This is a genomic window from Agrobacterium sp. ST15.16.055, assembly GCF_027956555.1.
In the GTDB taxonomy this organism is placed as follows: Bacteria; Pseudomonadota; Alphaproteobacteria; order Rhizobiales; family Rhizobiaceae; genus Agrobacterium; species Agrobacterium salinitolerans.
Genome location: NZ_JAQKGN010000003.1, coordinates 82,554 through 97,670 on the forward strand (window position 1 = coordinate 82,554; position 15,117 = coordinate 97,670).

Consider the following 15,117-nt stretch of genomic DNA (forward strand, 5'->3'; position numbering starts at 1 on the left):
GGAAATGGCAGGCAGAGTAGCGCTGGAACTGAAATCGGTCGGGAAGAGATTCGGCGATACGGATGTGCTGTCCGATATCGATCTTTCCGTCGAACGCGGCGAAATCATTTGCCTGGTGGGGCGCTCCGGCTGTGGAAAATCGACCTTGCTGCGCATCGTGGCGGGTGTGGAGACATCAGACCATGGCAGCGTTTCCCTGAACGGCGCTGTCGTTGCCGGTCCCGCTGTTTTCGTGGAGCCGGAAAAGCGCAATATCGGTTTCGTCTTTCAGGACTATGCGTTGTTCCCGCATCTGACCGTGGAACAGAATGTCATGTTCGGTCTACGGTCGCTGCCGAAGGCGGAGGCGCGTCGTCGTGCTGCGGAAATGATCGAACATGTTCACCTGCAGGAACTGGCGAAACGTTATCCGCATACGCTGTCGGGCGGGGAGCAGCAGCGTGTGGCTCTTGCCCGCGCGCTTGCCCCGCAGCCGGGCCTACTTCTGATGGACGAACCCTTTTCCAATCTGGACAGGGGGCTGCGAGACAGTGTGCGTGAGGAAACGCTCGGGCTCCTGCGGCAGCTGGGCACCACGGCGATCATGGTCACCCATGATCCTGAAGAAGCGCTTTCCGCAGGCGACCGTGTGGTTCTGATGCAGCAAGGTCGCATCGTGCAGAGCGGCACGGGTTACGAAATCCACGATCATCCCCAAACCCGTTATGCCGCCGATTTTTTCTGCGCCTTCAACAAGATCGAGGGCCGGATGAGACAGGGCCGCGTCGAAACGCCGCTCGGGCTTCTGGGCGATGCGTCCGATCTGCCTGACGGTCTCGCCGCCGTTGCCTATGTTCGCCCAAATGCGATTTCGATCATCGAGGACGGTGCGGCGAAAGAAGGAATTGCCGGCGAAATATCGAGCCGTGTCTTCCTCGGGGAGATCGAGCAGCTTGGCATAGCCGTGCCCGGACTTTCGGCAGATCTGCGTGTGAGGACGATGCAGCGCACACCCACCCGGACCAAGACGGTGCGCTTCGGTATCGATCCCAAGGGAGTGTTGATATTTACTGGAGGTTGAGTGAGCGGATTTGCATGCTTATTCTCGCTTCATTTTCAACTCTTGGTGATCGATTCCGCCTTGAAAACAGAGAAATAAAACTTGATTTGGCGCGTCATGTATGATGTCTGCTCCTCCATATTGCCGCTATCGCAGAGGGAGACAAAACATGACGAAATTTACGAGATTTGCCCTGCTTGCCAGCACGGTTGCCTTTGCGGCCGGAACGGCCAGCGCTGCTGAACTCAACATTTATACCACCCGCGAACCGGGCCTGATCCAGCCGCTGCTCGACTCTTTCACTGCCTCGAGCGGCGTCAAGGTCAATACCGTGTTCCTGAAGGATGGTCTTGCCGAGCGCGTTCTGAGCGAGGGCGCAAGCTCGCCTGCCGACGTTCTGATGACGGTGGATGCCGGTAATCTCGTTGATCTCGCCGAACAGGGTGTCACCCAGGCGGTCGAATCCGAGACCCTGACCAAGGCTGTTCCCGCTGAGCTTCGCGATGCCAAGGGTCACTGGTTCGCGCTGTCCATGCGCGCCCGTGTTCTCTACGCAGCGAAGGATCTCGATCTCGCCGCCTTCAACTATGAAGATCTGGCGGATGCGAAGTGGAAGGGCAAGGTCTGCATTCGCGCCGGCCAGCATCCCTATAACACGGCGCTGTTTGCCGACTACATTGCCCATTACGGCGCTGCGGACACCGAAAAGTGGCTTGCTGGCGTCAAGGAAAACCTGGCCCGCAAGGCCGGCGGCGGCGATCGTGACGTTGCCAAGGACATTCTCGGCGGCATTTGCGATATCGGCATTGCCAACTCCTATTATGTCGGCCTGATGCGCTCGGGCAAGGGCGGCGAGGAGCAGGTGAAGTGGGGCGATGCCATCAAGGTGGTTCTGCCGACCTTCAAAAATGGCGGCACGCAGGTCAATATCAGCGGCGCAGCCGTGGCCAAGAACGCTCCGAACAAGGCGGAAGCCGTCAAGCTTCTGGAATATCTCGTCTCCGACGAAGCCCAGAAGATTTATGCTGAAGCCAACTACGAATATCCGGTCAAGCAGGGCGCGGCTCTCAACGAGATCATCGCTTCCTTCGGCACGCTGAAGATCGACAACAAGACGCTCACGGAAATCGTCTCGCATCGCAAGCAGGCGAGCGAGCTGGTCGACAAGGTCGGTTTCGACAAGTAAGGCCAGTCGACGATAACAATGTGGAAGGCGTTCGCACCCGCGGACGCCTTTCCGCGTATTTTCCAGAAGCACATGAATCCAGACGCCATTCAGCCATCGACATCCCCGACGAGAGCCAGGTTTTCCTCCACCTCCTGGTGGCTGGGCCTTTCTTTGCTGGCGGTTTGTGGCGCCATGGTGCCGGTTCTGGCGCTTGTTTCGCAGGCGGTGCAGGGCTCAGACGGTCTGTGGGCGCATCTCGGCTCGACCGTGCTCTGGACGGCGCTTCCGGATACGGCGATCCTTCTCGCCGGGGTCGGGCTGCTGGCCGGTGTCGTCGGAACCTATGCCGCCTGGCTGGTCACCGCTTATGATTTTCCCGGCCGCAAAATATTGGAATGGGCGCTGCTGCTGCCGCTGGCCATGCCCACCTATATCGTCGCTTACGCCTATCTGGATATTCTGCATCCGATAGGACCGGTGCAGGGTGCGATCCGCTGGCTGCTCGGTTATTCCAGCCCGCGTGAGTTCCGTCTGCCGGACATAAGGTCCATGAAGGGCTGCATCGTCCTTCTCGGCTTCGTGCTGTTTCCCTATGTCTATATTCCCGTGCGCGCCATGTTCCTGACGCAGGCGGGAAACCTGCTGGAAGCGGCGCGAACGCTCGGCGTTTCCAGACGCGCGGCCTTCTTCAAGGTGGCAGTGCCGCTGGCGCGACCAGCGATTGCGGTCGGCATCAGTCTTGCGCTGATGGAAGCGCTGAATGATATAGGCGCTTCGGAGTTCCTTGGCGTCCGCACTCTCACCGTTTCCGTCTACACCACCTGGGTCACGAAATCGGACCTGCCGGGTGCGGCGCAGATCGCGCTATCCATGTTGTTCATCGTTGTTGCCCTCGTGGCGCTGGAGCGCTGGGCGCGGCGCAGGCAGCGTTATGCGGTTTCGGCGCAGAAAAACAGGGAACTGGAGCCGCTGCGGTTGACCGGCCTGAAGGGCTGGGCGGCCTTTGCGCTTGGCAGCCTGCCGGTCCTGATCGGCTTCGTGGCGCCGGCGAGCTATCTCGTCATCGAGGCATGGAAGCGGTTCCGCTTCAGCGGCCTGTCGGCGCGCTTTGCCGAGGAGGCCGCGAACACCATCCTCTTTGCCGGGCTGGCGACGACGATCACCCTTATCCTCGGGCTCGCGGTTGCTTACGCAATGCGGCTTGCACCGGGACGTCTCGCGCGCTGGTCCTATCGCCTTTCGACGGTTGGATATGCGGCCCCGGGCACGGTCATCGCCATCGGCGTGCTGATCGCGCTTGGCGGTTTCGACCGTTTTGTAGATCAGACCATGCGTGACTGGTTCGGCATTTCTACCGGCCTTATCTTCATCGGCAGTGGTGCGGCCCTCATCTATGCCTATTGCGCCCGTTTCCTTACCATTGCCGCTGGTGGTGTCGATGCGGGGCTCAGCCGCATCCCGCAATCCTTCGATCACGCCTCGCGCACGCTTGGGCGTTCCGCGACCCAGACCTTCCGCCAGATTCATCTGCCGCTTTCCAAGGCTTCGCTGGCGGCGGCGGCACTGCTGATCTTCGTCGATTGCGTCAAGGAACTTCCCGCCACGCTTCTCCTTCGCCCGCTCAATTTCGAAACCTTCGCCACCCATCTTTATGGTGAAGCGGCACGCGGCACCTATGAGGAGGCGTCTATCGCAGCTCTGGCGATTGTCGTCATCGGCATGCTCCCTGTGGTGCTGCTTGCGAGGATCGGCCGACGCAAGGGCTGATTCCATGTCCGCCCTCACAAATGGCGGGTCTGAAACTGTGTGAGAAGCCAATAAGCTTCAAATCAGCCCCGAAAACGACAAGCATCCCGCCTTAATCCTGATGTAAACACTCATCTTAATTGAGGCGCTGCGGCCCGTCGGATATGACACCGGCTGCGATCTGTTTCGGGGCATATCTTTGAAAAATTTGCATGGGATGTTTTTGAGCCGTCTGCTGTTGGGAACGGCTGCCGTTGTTCTGATGGGGCCCGTGATGGGCCACGCGCAGGAAACGACCGTTCTGCAGCAGATTACCGTTGACGGGCAGGGCGCGGAAAACGCGACTGGCCCGGTCCGGGGTTATGTCGCGACGAAAAGCGCCAGCGGTTCGAAAACCGAGACGGAAACCAAGGATATTCCGCAATCCGTATCGGTCGTCGGCCGCCAGGAAATGGATGACCGCGGCGCGGTGACGAAAATCGACGAGGTGCTGCGTTATACCCCCGGTGTGACGGCGGAGCCTTTCGGCGCCGACCCCGACACGGACTGGTTTTACATTCGTGGCTTCCAGGCCACCCAGACGGGCGTGTTTCTGGATGGTCTGAACCTGTTCAGCTACGGTTTCGGCGGTTTCCAGATGGATGCCTACGGTCTGGAGCGCGTGGAAGTTCTAAAGGGCCCCGCCTCTGTGCTTTACGGTGGCGCCAATCCCGGTGGTATCGTGCAGATGGTCCGTAAGCGCCCGCAGGATGAGCCGGTGCGCGAAACGGAAATCGGCATCAATAATTTCGGCAATGCCTTCTTCGGTTTCGATCTCGGCGACAAGGTCGATGGTGAAGGCGTGTGGAAATACCGCGTCACCGGCAAGGTCTCGGGCGGCGACAATTACACTGACTATTCCGAGGATCTGCGCGGTTTCATCATGCCGCAGATCACCTTCGAGCCGGACGCACAGACAAGCGCCACGCTCTACGGCTATTTCTCGGCGCTTGATCAGGTTCATATCGGCAACGGTTTCCTGCCCTATGTCGGCACCGTGGTCGACGCACCCTTCGGCAAGCTTGACCGCAAGGCCTTTTATGGCGAGCCGGATATCGATAATGGCCGCGTCTACCAGTCCATGGTGGGTTACGAGGTCAGCCATGAATTCGACAACGGCTGGAAGATCAGCCAGAACGCCCGCTATGGCCACCTCTACAAGCATGAGAAAGGGCCCTATCCGGGCGGCTGGGCCAATGCCGATGCCAACGGTCAGCCGATCCTCGATCCCACCACCAACGACTATATGCTGACCCGCTTCGGTTATGACGGTTTGTCGAAGGTCGACAGCTTCGGCATCGACAACCGCGTCGAAGGCCAGTTCGATACCGGCGCGGTCAGCCATTCGCTGCTGTTCGGCCTTGATTATAAATATTACCGGCTGGATCAGGTGCAGGCCTGCTGCGGATCGAATGCGATCGGCGCGCTGAAGCCAGTCTATGGCTCGACACAGGGAACGAACTTCGTTTATGCCGACAATATCGTCACCCAGCAGCAGATCGGCATTTATGCCCAGGATCAGTTGCGGTTTGGCGATGGCTGGCTGGTCACGCTGAATGGCCGTTATGATTACGTCGATACGGAACTGAACAACAGGCTGCCGGCGGGTGTTTCCCGCCGCTCCAATGACGACGCGCTGAGCGGCCGTGCCGGTCTCGCCTATGAATTCGATAATGGTCTGACCCCTTATATCTCGGCCGCCACCTTCTTCAATCCGCTGATCGATACGCTTGCCGACGGCACCCCGGCGTCCCCGGAGGAAGGGCATCAGTTCGAAGCCGGCATCAAATACGAGCCGAGCTTCTTCGACGGCAGCATCACGGCTTCCGTTTTCAAACTGGTCAAGGACAACGCCATCGTGTCCTATACCGCCGGCGGCATAACCACGAGCGGTCAGTTCGGGCAGGTGGAATCCACCGGCTTCGAGCTGGAGGCCAAAGCCAATCTCAGCGAGAACTGGAAGGCGCTCGCCTCCTATTCCTATACGGATCTGGAGATTACCCGCGATGCCAACCCGAACCTTATCGGCAAATCGCCCTGGATCGTGCCCACCCAAACCGCCTCGCTGTGGCTGGACTATACCTTCACCAATGATGCACTCGATGGGCTGAGCCTCGGCGGCGGCGTACGGTATCAGGGTAAATCCTGGGCGGATGAGGCAAATACGCTGCGTGTTCCAGACGCTGCGGTCTTTGATGCCGCGATCCGCTATGAGAAGAACGACTGGACGGCCTCAGTCAACGTCGCCAATGTCTTCGACAAGGAATATGTGAAAAGCTGCGCCGGCGTCTCCGTTTGCGGCTGGGGCGATAGCCGCACCGTCACCTTCAAGCTTTCCAAGAAGTGGTAATGCTTGGCCGAAGCCCGGCAGTTGCGGGGTAAGCAGTTTGCCACTATAAACATGAATAGATTTATCATGTTTATAGTGGCGCCATGGCGCCCTGCGGGATCGAGAGGCCATGGCTTTCCGCGTGCGGATGGAAAATGAGATCGAGGGTTTCGCTGTTATCGGCGGGCCGCGCTCAAGGGTGTGGAACGGCGTCGTCGCCGATCTCTGGGATGTGCGTTGTGCCCCGAAGGCGGGCGGCCGTTATGTCGGCAAGGATCCGCGTTTCGTTTTCCTGCTGGATATGGACGGGACGGATGACAGCCGTTTCATGATGAACCGCTGCCGCCGCGACACTTACGGCTCGTCCAGGGCGAACCGGATTTCCTTCGTGCCCGCCGATCTCGATGTGCACGCCGAACTCAGCAATGTCTCCTTCGTGCGCCATCTCGATCTGCATTTCGATGCGGGATTGCTGGGCGCCCGGTTGGCGCAGGGCTTCGATCCGCACAGCCTGCTCGACCCGCATCTGATGTTCGAGGATGAACGCCTGCTGGCGCTCGCCCGGCTGATCGCCGCCGAATGCGATAGTCCCGATCCGCTGCATGACCTCTACGGCGAAAGCCTCGTGCTGGCGCTCTTGACGGACTTCCTGAAGGTGAAAAGGGAGCCGGTCAGGAAACGCAGCAAGCTTGCCGCCTGGCAATTGCGGGCCGCGACCGATTATATCCGTGAACATTGCCTGCGGTCGATCCGGCTGGAGGAACTTGCGGAACTCACCAACCTGTCGCAATCCCATTTCAGCCACGCCTTCAAGGCTTCCACCGGTGTACCGCCGCACCAATGGCAGATGCAGGCACGCATCGATCGCGTCAAGGAACTGATGATGCGGCCGGACATGGCGCTGACCGATATCGCGATTGCCGCCGGTTTTTCGGATCAGGCGCATTTTTCCCGCGTCTTCCGCAAGATGGTCGGCGTTTCCCCTTCCGTCTGGCAGAAAATCCGCCAATAGGCGCCGTTTCGTTCCCTCCTCCTTCAAAAAAATCCGGTCACGAAGCCGGAAACTCTTCGGAACGATTTGCCGGGTGCCGGGGTTTACCAGGCGTGACACCAACGAAGAAATCGATGGAGGAAACTATCATGTTGCATCAGGAACCCCGCGTCGGACAGGACCCCTATGTCAAGGATACGCCGAGCCTGATCGCCAGCGACAAGGTGGAAGGCACCCGTGTCTATGGAGCCGACAGCAAGCATATCGGCTCGATACAGCGCATCATTCTCGAAAAGCGCGGCGGGCGCGTCGCCTATGCGGTGTTGAGCTTCGGCGGCTTCCTCGGCATCGGCGACGATTATTATCCGCTGCCGTGGGAAAAGCTGCATTACGACGAAGAACTCGACGGCTATCGTATCGACCTCACCAAGGAAAAGATCGAAAATGCGCCTCACTTCGCCAATCTCGATGATAACGAACTGCTAAACGCCAGGGACCGTAAGGTCTATGACTATTATGGCGTCGCACCATATTGGATGTAAGGTCCAAGGAGAATGCGCTTCCGACTGTTTAATCATCGAAAGCGTCGCAAACAAAAGAACGGTTCCTTTTCAGGAGCCGTTTTCTTTTGGATGCATCAATGCGGGTTTTTCTGCATCTCGGAAACCGCATCGGTGAAGCATTTGCGCGCTTCTTCGGGCGATTTTCGTCCGTCAAGGGCGGCACGGCAGGCGCTTCTGGCTTTCACGAAGCTCAATCCGCCAATCCTGGGCCAGCCTTCCGTCAACAATGTCAGCGCTTCGAAGGGGCCGGCGATGACACTCTTGCCCTTCGCCTCAAGGTTGACCTCGACAGGTTCTGTCCATCTCTCGTTCTTCATCGTGCACCTCCCAGAGCAACGCGATCCCGAAATACACCCGACAGCAAAGCAACCCATGAACGCAGCCGTGTGTCACTGTCACTTAGGATATGCGCAAGCAAGCGAATTGACAACGGGGATCAGCGGAAGCCGAAAAACGAAAGGATCGCCAGAACGATGACGACGAGGCCGACGATGTAGATGATCTGGTTCATGATTTTCTCCTTGGCTGGTGTCATCACCATAACGTGAAGGAGAAGACGAAGTTCCAACATCCAATAAGAATTTAATCACGTACTAAAATGTTGCGGACGTCCGATCGCCGATGAGCGCGGGTGTCATCTCCGCAGGATCACCCAGATCGCGTGGATGATGCCGGGAACATAACCGCAAAGCGTCAGAAGAATATTCAGCCAGAAATGCAGGCCGATCCCGACCTGAAGAAATACGCCGACGGGCGGGAGGAGGATGGCGATGAGAATACGAATGACGTCCACGAGGATTGGCTTTCCAGTTTGTGATCACTGGCCAGTCAACGTGTATAACCGCAATTTGGTTTCAAATCTCGCTCTGACCGGCAAGGTCGTTGCAATGCGAAGATCAATCGCATGGACGCGTTGATCGAGTAATGATCACAACTGGAGAGGAAGAAATGGTGCCGCTTACGTGACTCGAACACGTGACCCCGTCATTACGAATGACGTGCTCTACCAACTGAGCTAAAGCGGCCCGATTTTGACCCGCTTGTTGCGGATCAGCTTCATGGCGGGCTGATACAGGCAATGTTCACGGATTTCAAGCCTTGAATGTGCTGGTTTTGAAATTTCCGCAAAAAGCTTTGCCTGTCCATTGTTTGCCCGAGACTTCAGCCTTTCCCGCAGATGCGCTTTTTGGCCGTTTCATATTCATTTGCCAAGCGATCGACGAGCACCGCCACCGGTTCCACCGCCTTGACGGCGCCGATTCCTTGCCCCGCGCCCCAGATATCTTTCCAGGCCTTGGCGCCGCCGGAGACTGTTTCGAAGTTCATTTTCGAAGGATCGGCTTCGGGCAGATTGTCGGGGTCCATGCCCGAGGCGACGATCGAGCTTTTCAGGTAGTTGCCATGCACACCCGTGAAATAGTTCGAATAGACGATATCCTTGGCCTGCGCTTCCACAATCGCCTGCTTGTAGCCTTCGGATGCGCGCGCTTCCTCGGTGGCGATGAAAGGGGAGCCGATATAGGCCATATCCGCGCCCATGGCCTGCGCCGCGAGAATGGAGCCGCCATTGGCGATGGCGCCGGCCAGCAGCAGCGGGCCGTCGAACCATTCGCGGATTTCCTGAACGAGGGCGAAGGGTGAAAGCGTGCCCGCATGTCCGCCGGCACCCGTCGCCACCGCGATAAGCCCATCCGCACCCTTGCGAATGGCGGAGCGGGCATGGCGGTCGTTGATGACGTCATGGAGCACGATGCCGCCATAGGAATGCACGGCCGCATTGACCTCCGGCACCGCGCCAAGTGAGGAAATCACCACCGGCACCTTGTATTTCACGCAAAGGCTGAGGTCATGTTCCAGTCGCCGGTTGGACATGTGCACGATCTGGTTGACCGCGAAGGGTGCTGCCGGGCGCTCGGGATTGGCCCGGTTATGAGCCTCAAGCTCCTCGGTAATCATTGCCAGCCATTCGTCAAGCTGGCTTTCAGGCCGCGCATTGAGTGCCGGGAAAGCGCCGATGACGCCGGCCTTGCATTGCGCCAGCGTCAGTTGCGGATGTGAAATGATGAATAGCGGTGATGCTATGACCGGAAGACGCAGATTGTCTTTCAGCACGGACGGTAGCATGTCTCCTCCCATGAATTACGTTTACGCGCACGTAAGTAAATATCGCGTTCAGCAGCAGATTGAAAGCGAAAACAGCACGGCATTCGCCTCTCGAATCTGCGTTCGTAGCGCCACAATGGATCGATTTTCCTGAAATCAATCCGGTCTTTATCATAAACGAAGCTTGCGGAGGGGCGGTATAGCCGTTACCGAATCGTGAACCCATGGCGCAGCGCCGCATATTTTTGCAAAGCGCAATAGAACAAGGATCGGTCGTGAGCGGACTGGAAACGGCAATCAGAAATGCTCTGGAAAAATCGGACAGATCGAACGCCGAAGTTCGTGCGCGGATTTATCAATCTTCCCGCCAGGCGCTGGAAGCGGGCCTGCGCAAGCAGGGCATAGACGATCCGCAGCTTGTCGCCCAGCAGCGCCAGCGGCTTGAAGGGCTGATCCACCAGATCGAGAATGAAGAGCGCAACCGGCTTCTGGATATGGTGGAACAGCAATTGCGTCCGCCAGTAGCGGAAAGTCCGGCACAGGATGATCACGCGGTCGATCCCGTTTCGCAGACGCCTCACCACGGCGATTTGGGTGTTGAGCCGGAACTGCGTGGTGAAACGCGAGATGTTCGACCGGGTGCTGCCGTCGCTCCGGCGCCGTTGAATGCGGGACAGCGCAATGGAAAGCCGCCGAAGAGAGGCTCCCGCGCCAGCGATTCTTCGCTTGCCTTCCGCCCGGAAGGCGCGGTGGGCCGCCGCAAACGCCGGGGGCTTTTCGCCCGGCTTTTCATCTACGTGACGCTTCTGGCCTTCATCGGTTTCGGCGCCTGGTGGGTTTATTCCTCTGGCCTCCTGCTCTCGCCGGAGCAGCGCGATACCAGCGTGCCCAATCCGCCGGCGCAGGTGCAGGCGGAGGATTTCAACGGGACGGAGCCCGCGCCGCGCCTTTCCGCCGGCCGTGGTTTTTCCGATGACTGGGTGGAAATCTTCAACGCGGAGCGTGGCGGTTCCGGTGTTTCGGCCGGCCCGCGCGCCAATGTGGAAAACATCGCCACACCCGCCGGCAAGGCGATAAAGCTGACCTCGAGGAGTGTCTCTCAGGATGGCGCCGTCAGCGTCGAGGTTCCGGTGGAGGTGATGCGGGATATGGCGGGCAAGTCCTCGACCATTTCGATCACGCTGCAATCCTCCAGCGACCGGCAGACCCAGGTTTCCGTTGCCTGTGATTTCGCGACATTGGGTGATTGCTCCCGCCACCGCTTCACCGCCACGGCCGAGCGCGCGGACATGCTGCTAAATACGACATTCGAACGATCTCTCGCCCCCAATGCGCCGGGCAAGATCTTCATCAACAGCGATATCGATGGCAGCGGCCGCCCGGTTAATCTTTATTCCGTGCGCATTCTGCCGGGCCAGTAAGAGAAAAACAGGCGTCTCGAAAGGAGGCGCCTGTCAGCGTCTTGGATCCTATTTGATAAAATCCGGCCCCGATCCCACAATCTTGTCGTCGATTTCGCCGATCGCCTTTTTGTCCTTCCCCTCATAATCGAGCGCCAGAAGGATGTGGCGGATGAGGTTCACCCGTGCGCGGCGCTTGTCATTGGCGCGCACCATCGTCCAGGGGGCGTCGTCGGTGTGGGTATTTGCCAGCATTTCGTCGCGTTTTTGCGTGTAGTCGTCCCATTTCGTCAGCGCCGCTATATCCATATCCGAAAGCTTCCAGCATTTCAGCGGGCTGTGGCGGCGGTCATGAAAACGCTCGATCTGCGTTTCGCGGCCGATATCGAGCCAGAATTTGAACAGATGAACATCGTCGTGGACCAGCATCTTTTCCAGGCGCGGCGTTTCCTTGAGGAAGCGTTTGTGTTCCTCCGGCGTGCAGAACCCCATGACCGGCTCGACCCCGGCGCGGTTATACCAGGAGCGGTCAAAGAGAACGAATTCGCCGGCGGTCGGAAAATGCGAGATATAGCGCTGGAAATACCATTGGCCGCGTTCGGTTTCCGTCGGCTTGGTCAGCGCCACCACGCGCGCATAGCGGGGATTGAGATAGGCCCTCGCCGCGAAGATCGCGCCGCCCTTTCCCGCCGCATCACGGCCCTCGAAAACCGCCATCACCCTTTTGCCGGTGGTCTGCAGCCAGAACTGCACCTTGACAAGCTCCACCTGCAGCGCCTCGAGAGTGGTGTCGTAGTCCTCCCTCTTCATCTTCTTGTCGTAGGGAAAGTTGCCGGCGGAAAGTTTCTTTTCCTCAACCCAGTCAGGAAGAACGGGATCGTCGATGTCGAAGCTGCGCAGTTTGCCGTCTACGGTGATATCGACCGTCCGCTTCTTCGTTTCTTCGCCCATGGTTTCCTCCGGCCGTTGTTGTGTAAAGGCAACTCAACGCCAATGAGTTCACATCCGTTGCCAGAATTCAAGTGAAACAGAACCGCTTGACCGGCCCGCGGCGGCGAGGGCAATTGCGGCGTCGATTTCGCGCATATACGTTGTGGAAAATGCGCGGTGATGAATCTCTGTCATGAAGCTGGCCTATGAGATTTCGATGCGCTGTCAGATGAAAGTGGAAAGAGCAGGCTTAAATGGCAGTCATGGAAGGCGATGGTGGATTAAGGCGTTTGGGAAAGAAGCTCGGCCGGAACTGGTTGCCCCTTCTCATCGTCAGTATGCTCGCCATCGTGGCCGTTGCCGAGCTTAACACGCCCTATATGCCCGCCGCCCTGTGGCTTTGCGCCGTTATTGCCCTCCTCACCGGCCGGGAGGGCCCGGTGCCAGATTCCGCAAAGGACGGAAGTCCGGCTGCCGAGACGGATGAACAAGAAGTGCCCGGCGAAAACGTCATTTCCGGCGTAAGGGCGGGGCTCGCGGTTCTGGACACGCCCGTTTTCATGCTCGACAGGAACGCCAGCGTGCTGTTCCAGAACGGCGCGGCCGAGCGCGCCTTCGGCCAGTTGCCTGCCGGCGCGCATATTTCCGCCCGGTTGCGCTCTCCCGGCCTTTTGGATGTCATTCGCGAAACCATCACCACCGGCCAGCCCAATCAGGTCGAACATTCGGAGCGCTTCCCTTCCGAACGGGTCTTCATCGTCCGCATCGCCCGTGCGGATGTGGGTGAGGGAGTAGGCCCGCCATTTTACATCCTGTCCTTCCGCGACGTCTCGGAGCTTCGCCGCATCGACCGTATGCGCAGCGATTTCGTCGCCAATGCGAGCCATGAATTGCGCACGCCGCTTGCCTCTCTGCGCGGTTTTATCGAAACCATGCAGGGGCCGGCGCGCAACGACCCCAAGGCGCAGGAACGTTTCCTCGCCATCATGCTGGATCAGGCAACCCGCATGAGCCGGCTGGTGGACGATCTCATGTCCCTTTCGCGGCTGGAACTGCGTGCAAATATCGCGCCGGACCAGAGGGTCGATCTCGTTCCCGTCATCGGCCATGTGCGCGATACGTTGCTGCCGCTTGCCGACGAGCTTGAGGTGACCATCACGCTGCACCTGCCGGACCGGCCGGCGGAAGTGCAGGGAGATCGCGACGAACTGGTGCAGGTGTTCCAGAATCTCGTTGAAAATGCTTGCAAATACGGCCAGGAAGGCAAGGTCGTGGATGTCTGGTTGCGGGCCGAACCCGGCAAACCTGTGGAGGTGAGCGTCATCGACAAGGGGCCAGGCATTCCCGCCGAACACGTGCCCCGCCTGACAGAGCGTTTTTATCGTGTCAGCGTCGCCGACAGCCGGTCGAAAAAGGGCACGGGTCTCGGCCTTGCCATCGTCAAGCACATCCTCACCCGCCATCGCGCCCGCCTCATCATTAAATCGGAATTGGGCAGCGGCACGGACTTCACGGTCAGATTTTGACATAAAATATGCATCTGTTTTTGATGTGGTAAATATTTATAAATAAAATCAATAGTTTAAATTGTCACAAATCTTTCGTCAAAGTGACATAAAAGGAAGTGGCTACGGTGGTTAAGAAAAGGTCGCCGAGCGCAAGCTAAGAGCGAGTGTCGCTATCGGCTGCGTCCACAACAAAGCCCACGACGGGAGAGACAAATGAACATCGTTAAATTTTCCGCAGCAGCTCTGGTGGCTTCTGTCGCCTTCGCTGGCGCCGCCGCTGCTCGCGACCAGATCCAGGTTGCCGGTTCCTCCACGGTTCTGCCCTACGCCAAGATTGTTGCCGAGACCTTTGCCGAAACCTTCCCGAACTTCAAGGCTCCGGTTGTTGAGTCCGGCGGCACGGGCGGCGGTCTGAAGGCGTTCTGCTCCGGCGTCGGCGAAGGCACCATCGACATCGCAAACGCTTCGCGCAAGATCAAGGCCGACGAACTGGCCGCCTGTAAGGCTGCTGGTGTTACCGACGTTCAGGAAGTGAAGATCGGTTACGACGGTATCGTTTTTGCGATGGACGCTTCCAACAAGGACATCAAGCTGGAGCCGAAGGATCTTTACCTTGCGCTCGCCGCTGAAGTCGTCAAGGACGGCAAGCTCGTTGCCAACCCCTACAAGAAGTGGTCGGAAATCAACAAGGAACTGCCTGACGTCGCTATCGCCGCTTACATCCCGGGCTCCAAGCACGGCACGCGCGAAGTCTTCGAAGAGAAGATCATGGCTGACGGCTGCAAGGAAGCCGGCGCCACCGACGTCATCAAGACGCTCATCACCGACGCCAAGCAGGCCGCTGCAAAGTGCGTTGCAGTTCGCAAGGACGGCGCAGCTGTCGATATCGACGGCGACTACACCGAAACGCTCGCTCGTATCGACGCCAACAAGACCGGCCTCGGCGTTTTCGGCCTCGCTTTCTATGAAAACAACGCTGACCGTCTGAAGGTTGCGACCGTTTCGGGCGTCGTTCCGTCCACCGAAACCGTTGCCAGCGGCAAGTACCCGGTTTCGCGCCCGCTGTTCTTCTACGTGAAGAAGGCTCACCTGGGCGTTATCCCGGGTCTTAAGGAATATGTCGAGTTCTTCACGTCCGACGAGATGATCGGCCCGGATTCCCCGCTCGCCAACTACGGCCTGGTTGCCGCCCCCGACGCAGAGCGTGAAGAAATCCGCTCGAAGTTCTCGGCCGGCTCCACGATGTAATGAAGAAGGAGGGGCGCGGCTTTGCTGTGCCCCTCATTCAGCCTCGCTGGGGC

13 protein-coding genes and 1 tRNA gene are annotated in these 15,117 nt (G+C 58.6%); 9 read left to right on the forward strand and 5 right to left on the reverse strand.

All coding sequences use genetic code 11. The annotated features are described in order from the left end of the window. The first annotated feature begins 4 nt into the window (after window positions 1-4). The 6 genes from PL599_RS06395 to PL599_RS06420 all read left to right on the forward strand — a co-directional run bounded on the left by PL599_RS06395 (window position 5) and on the right by PL599_RS06420 (window position 7,854). Window positions 5-1,060 carry an ABC transporter ATP-binding protein gene (locus tag PL599_RS06395; RefSeq protein ID WP_269823410.1) on the forward strand — a complete coding sequence of 352 codons (1,056 nt, stop codon included), beginning with the start codon at window positions 5-7 and terminating at the stop codon, window positions 1,058-1,060. A gap of 148 nt (window positions 1,061-1,208) precedes the next feature. Beyond that, window positions 1,209-2,225 (forward strand): extracellular solute-binding protein, encoded by a 1,017-nt coding sequence (locus PL599_RS06400; RefSeq protein ID WP_269823409.1) that lies wholly within the window; start codon window positions 1,209-1,211, stop codon window positions 2,223-2,225. Between the two features lie 72 nt (window positions 2,226-2,297). After that, on the forward strand, window positions 2,298-3,974 hold the full coding sequence (locus PL599_RS06405) for an ABC transporter permease (RefSeq protein WP_269823422.1): 1,677 nt from the start codon (window positions 2,298-2,300) through the stop codon (window positions 3,972-3,974). A gap of 178 nt (window positions 3,975-4,152) precedes the next feature. Beyond that, window positions 4,153-6,342, forward strand: coding sequence for a TonB-dependent siderophore receptor (locus tag PL599_RS06410; RefSeq protein ID WP_269823408.1), 2,190 nt, complete (start codon window positions 4,153-4,155; stop codon window positions 6,340-6,342). A 109-nt stretch (window positions 6,343-6,451) separates the two neighbouring features. Then, window positions 6,452-7,333 (forward strand): helix-turn-helix transcriptional regulator, encoded by an 882-nt coding sequence (locus PL599_RS06415; protein ID WP_269823407.1) that lies wholly within the window; start codon window positions 6,452-6,454, stop codon window positions 7,331-7,333. A gap of 128 nt (window positions 7,334-7,461) precedes the next feature. Next, the gene (locus PL599_RS06420) at window positions 7,462-7,854 is read left to right on the forward strand and encodes a PRC-barrel domain-containing protein (protein WP_162520449.1); all 393 of its coding nucleotides are present in this window, start codon (window positions 7,462-7,464) and stop codon (window positions 7,852-7,854) included. Between the two features lie 95 nt (window positions 7,855-7,949). Here PL599_RS06420 and PL599_RS06425 read toward each other — a convergent pair whose 3' ends face one another. The 4 genes from PL599_RS06425 to PL599_RS06440 form a co-directional block, all read right to left on the reverse strand. Beyond that, the gene (locus PL599_RS06425) at window positions 7,950-8,192 is read right to left on the reverse strand and encodes a DUF982 domain-containing protein (protein WP_137409720.1); all 243 of its coding nucleotides are present in this window, start codon (window positions 8,190-8,192) and stop codon (window positions 7,950-7,952) included. A gap of 317 nt (window positions 8,193-8,509) precedes the next feature. After that, a complete protein-coding gene (locus PL599_RS06430) occupies window positions 8,510-8,668 on the reverse strand; it encodes a YqaE/Pmp3 family membrane protein (protein ID WP_271358943.1) in 159 nt (52 codons plus the stop codon). 156 nt (window positions 8,669-8,824) lie between these two features. Next, window positions 8,825-8,900: transfer RNA gene (locus tag PL599_RS06435), tRNA-Thr, on the reverse strand. A 136-nt stretch (window positions 8,901-9,036) separates the two neighbouring features. Further along, on the reverse strand, window positions 9,037-9,999 hold the full coding sequence (locus PL599_RS06440) for an NAD(P)H-dependent flavin oxidoreductase (RefSeq protein ID WP_269823406.1): 963 nt from the start codon (window positions 9,997-9,999) through the stop codon (window positions 9,037-9,039). 254 nt (window positions 10,000-10,253) lie between these two features. On the opposite strand from PL599_RS06440, the gene PL599_RS06445 reads away from it, so the two are divergent. Further along, window positions 10,254-11,399: a hypothetical protein gene (locus PL599_RS06445; RefSeq protein ID WP_162520450.1), complete on the forward strand. Its 1,146-nt coding sequence runs from the start codon at window positions 10,254-10,256 to the stop codon at window positions 11,397-11,399. A gap of 48 nt (window positions 11,400-11,447) precedes the next feature. On the opposite strand, the gene ppk2 is transcribed toward PL599_RS06445, so the two are convergent. Beyond that, window positions 11,448-12,329: a polyphosphate kinase 2 gene (gene ppk2, locus PL599_RS06450; RefSeq protein WP_269823405.1), complete on the reverse strand. Its 882-nt coding sequence runs from the start codon at window positions 12,327-12,329 to the stop codon at window positions 11,448-11,450. 233 nt (window positions 12,330-12,562) lie between these two features. On the opposite strand from ppk2, the gene phoR reads away from it, so the two are divergent. Together phoR and PL599_RS06460 are read left to right on the forward strand one after the other, a co-directional pair. After that, window positions 12,563-13,834: a phosphate regulon sensor histidine kinase PhoR gene (gene phoR / locus PL599_RS06455; protein ID WP_142912663.1), complete on the forward strand. Its 1,272-nt coding sequence runs from the start codon at window positions 12,563-12,565 to the stop codon at window positions 13,832-13,834. Between the two features lie 195 nt (window positions 13,835-14,029). After that, complete coding sequence (locus tag PL599_RS06460; RefSeq protein ID WP_142912664.1) at window positions 14,030-15,064, forward strand: substrate-binding domain-containing protein; 1,035 nt, start codon at window positions 14,030-14,032, stop codon at window positions 15,062-15,064. Window positions 15,065-15,117: the final 53 nt, after the last annotated feature.

What these genes read in the sequence shown, in the direction of transcription:
- PL599_RS06395 (WP_269823410.1), top strand. Translation starts at nt 5, where the DNA reads ATGGCAGGCAGAGTAGCGCTGGAACTGAAATCGGTCGGGAAGAGATTC.
- PL599_RS06400 (WP_269823409.1), top strand. Translation starts at nt 1,209, where the DNA reads ATGACGAAATTTACGAGATTTGCCCTGCTTGCCAGCACGGTTGCCTTT.
- PL599_RS06405 (WP_269823422.1), top strand. Translation starts at nt 2,298, where the DNA reads ATGAATCCAGACGCCATTCAGCCATCGACATCCCCGACGAGAGCCAGG.
- PL599_RS06415 (WP_269823407.1), top strand. Translation starts at nt 6,452, where the DNA reads ATGGCTTTCCGCGTGCGGATGGAAAATGAGATCGAGGGTTTCGCTGTT.
- PL599_RS06420 (WP_162520449.1), top strand. Translation starts at nt 7,462, where the DNA reads ATGTTGCATCAGGAACCCCGCGTCGGACAGGACCCCTATGTCAAGGAT.
- PL599_RS06425 (WP_137409720.1), bottom strand. Translation starts at nt 8,192, where the DNA reads ATGAAGAACGAGAGATGGACAGAACCTGTCGAGGTCAACCTTGAGGCG.
- PL599_RS06440 (WP_269823406.1), bottom strand. Translation starts at nt 9,999, where the DNA reads ATGCTACCGTCCGTGCTGAAAGACAATCTGCGTCTTCCGGTCATAGCA.
- ppk2 (WP_269823405.1), bottom strand. Translation starts at nt 12,329, where the DNA reads ATGGGCGAAGAAACGAAGAAGCGGACGGTCGATATCACCGTAGACGGC.
- phoR (WP_142912663.1), top strand. Translation starts at nt 12,563, where the DNA reads ATGGCAGTCATGGAAGGCGATGGTGGATTAAGGCGTTTGGGAAAGAAG.
- PL599_RS06460 (WP_142912664.1), top strand. Translation starts at nt 14,030, where the DNA reads ATGAACATCGTTAAATTTTCCGCAGCAGCTCTGGTGGCTTCTGTCGCC.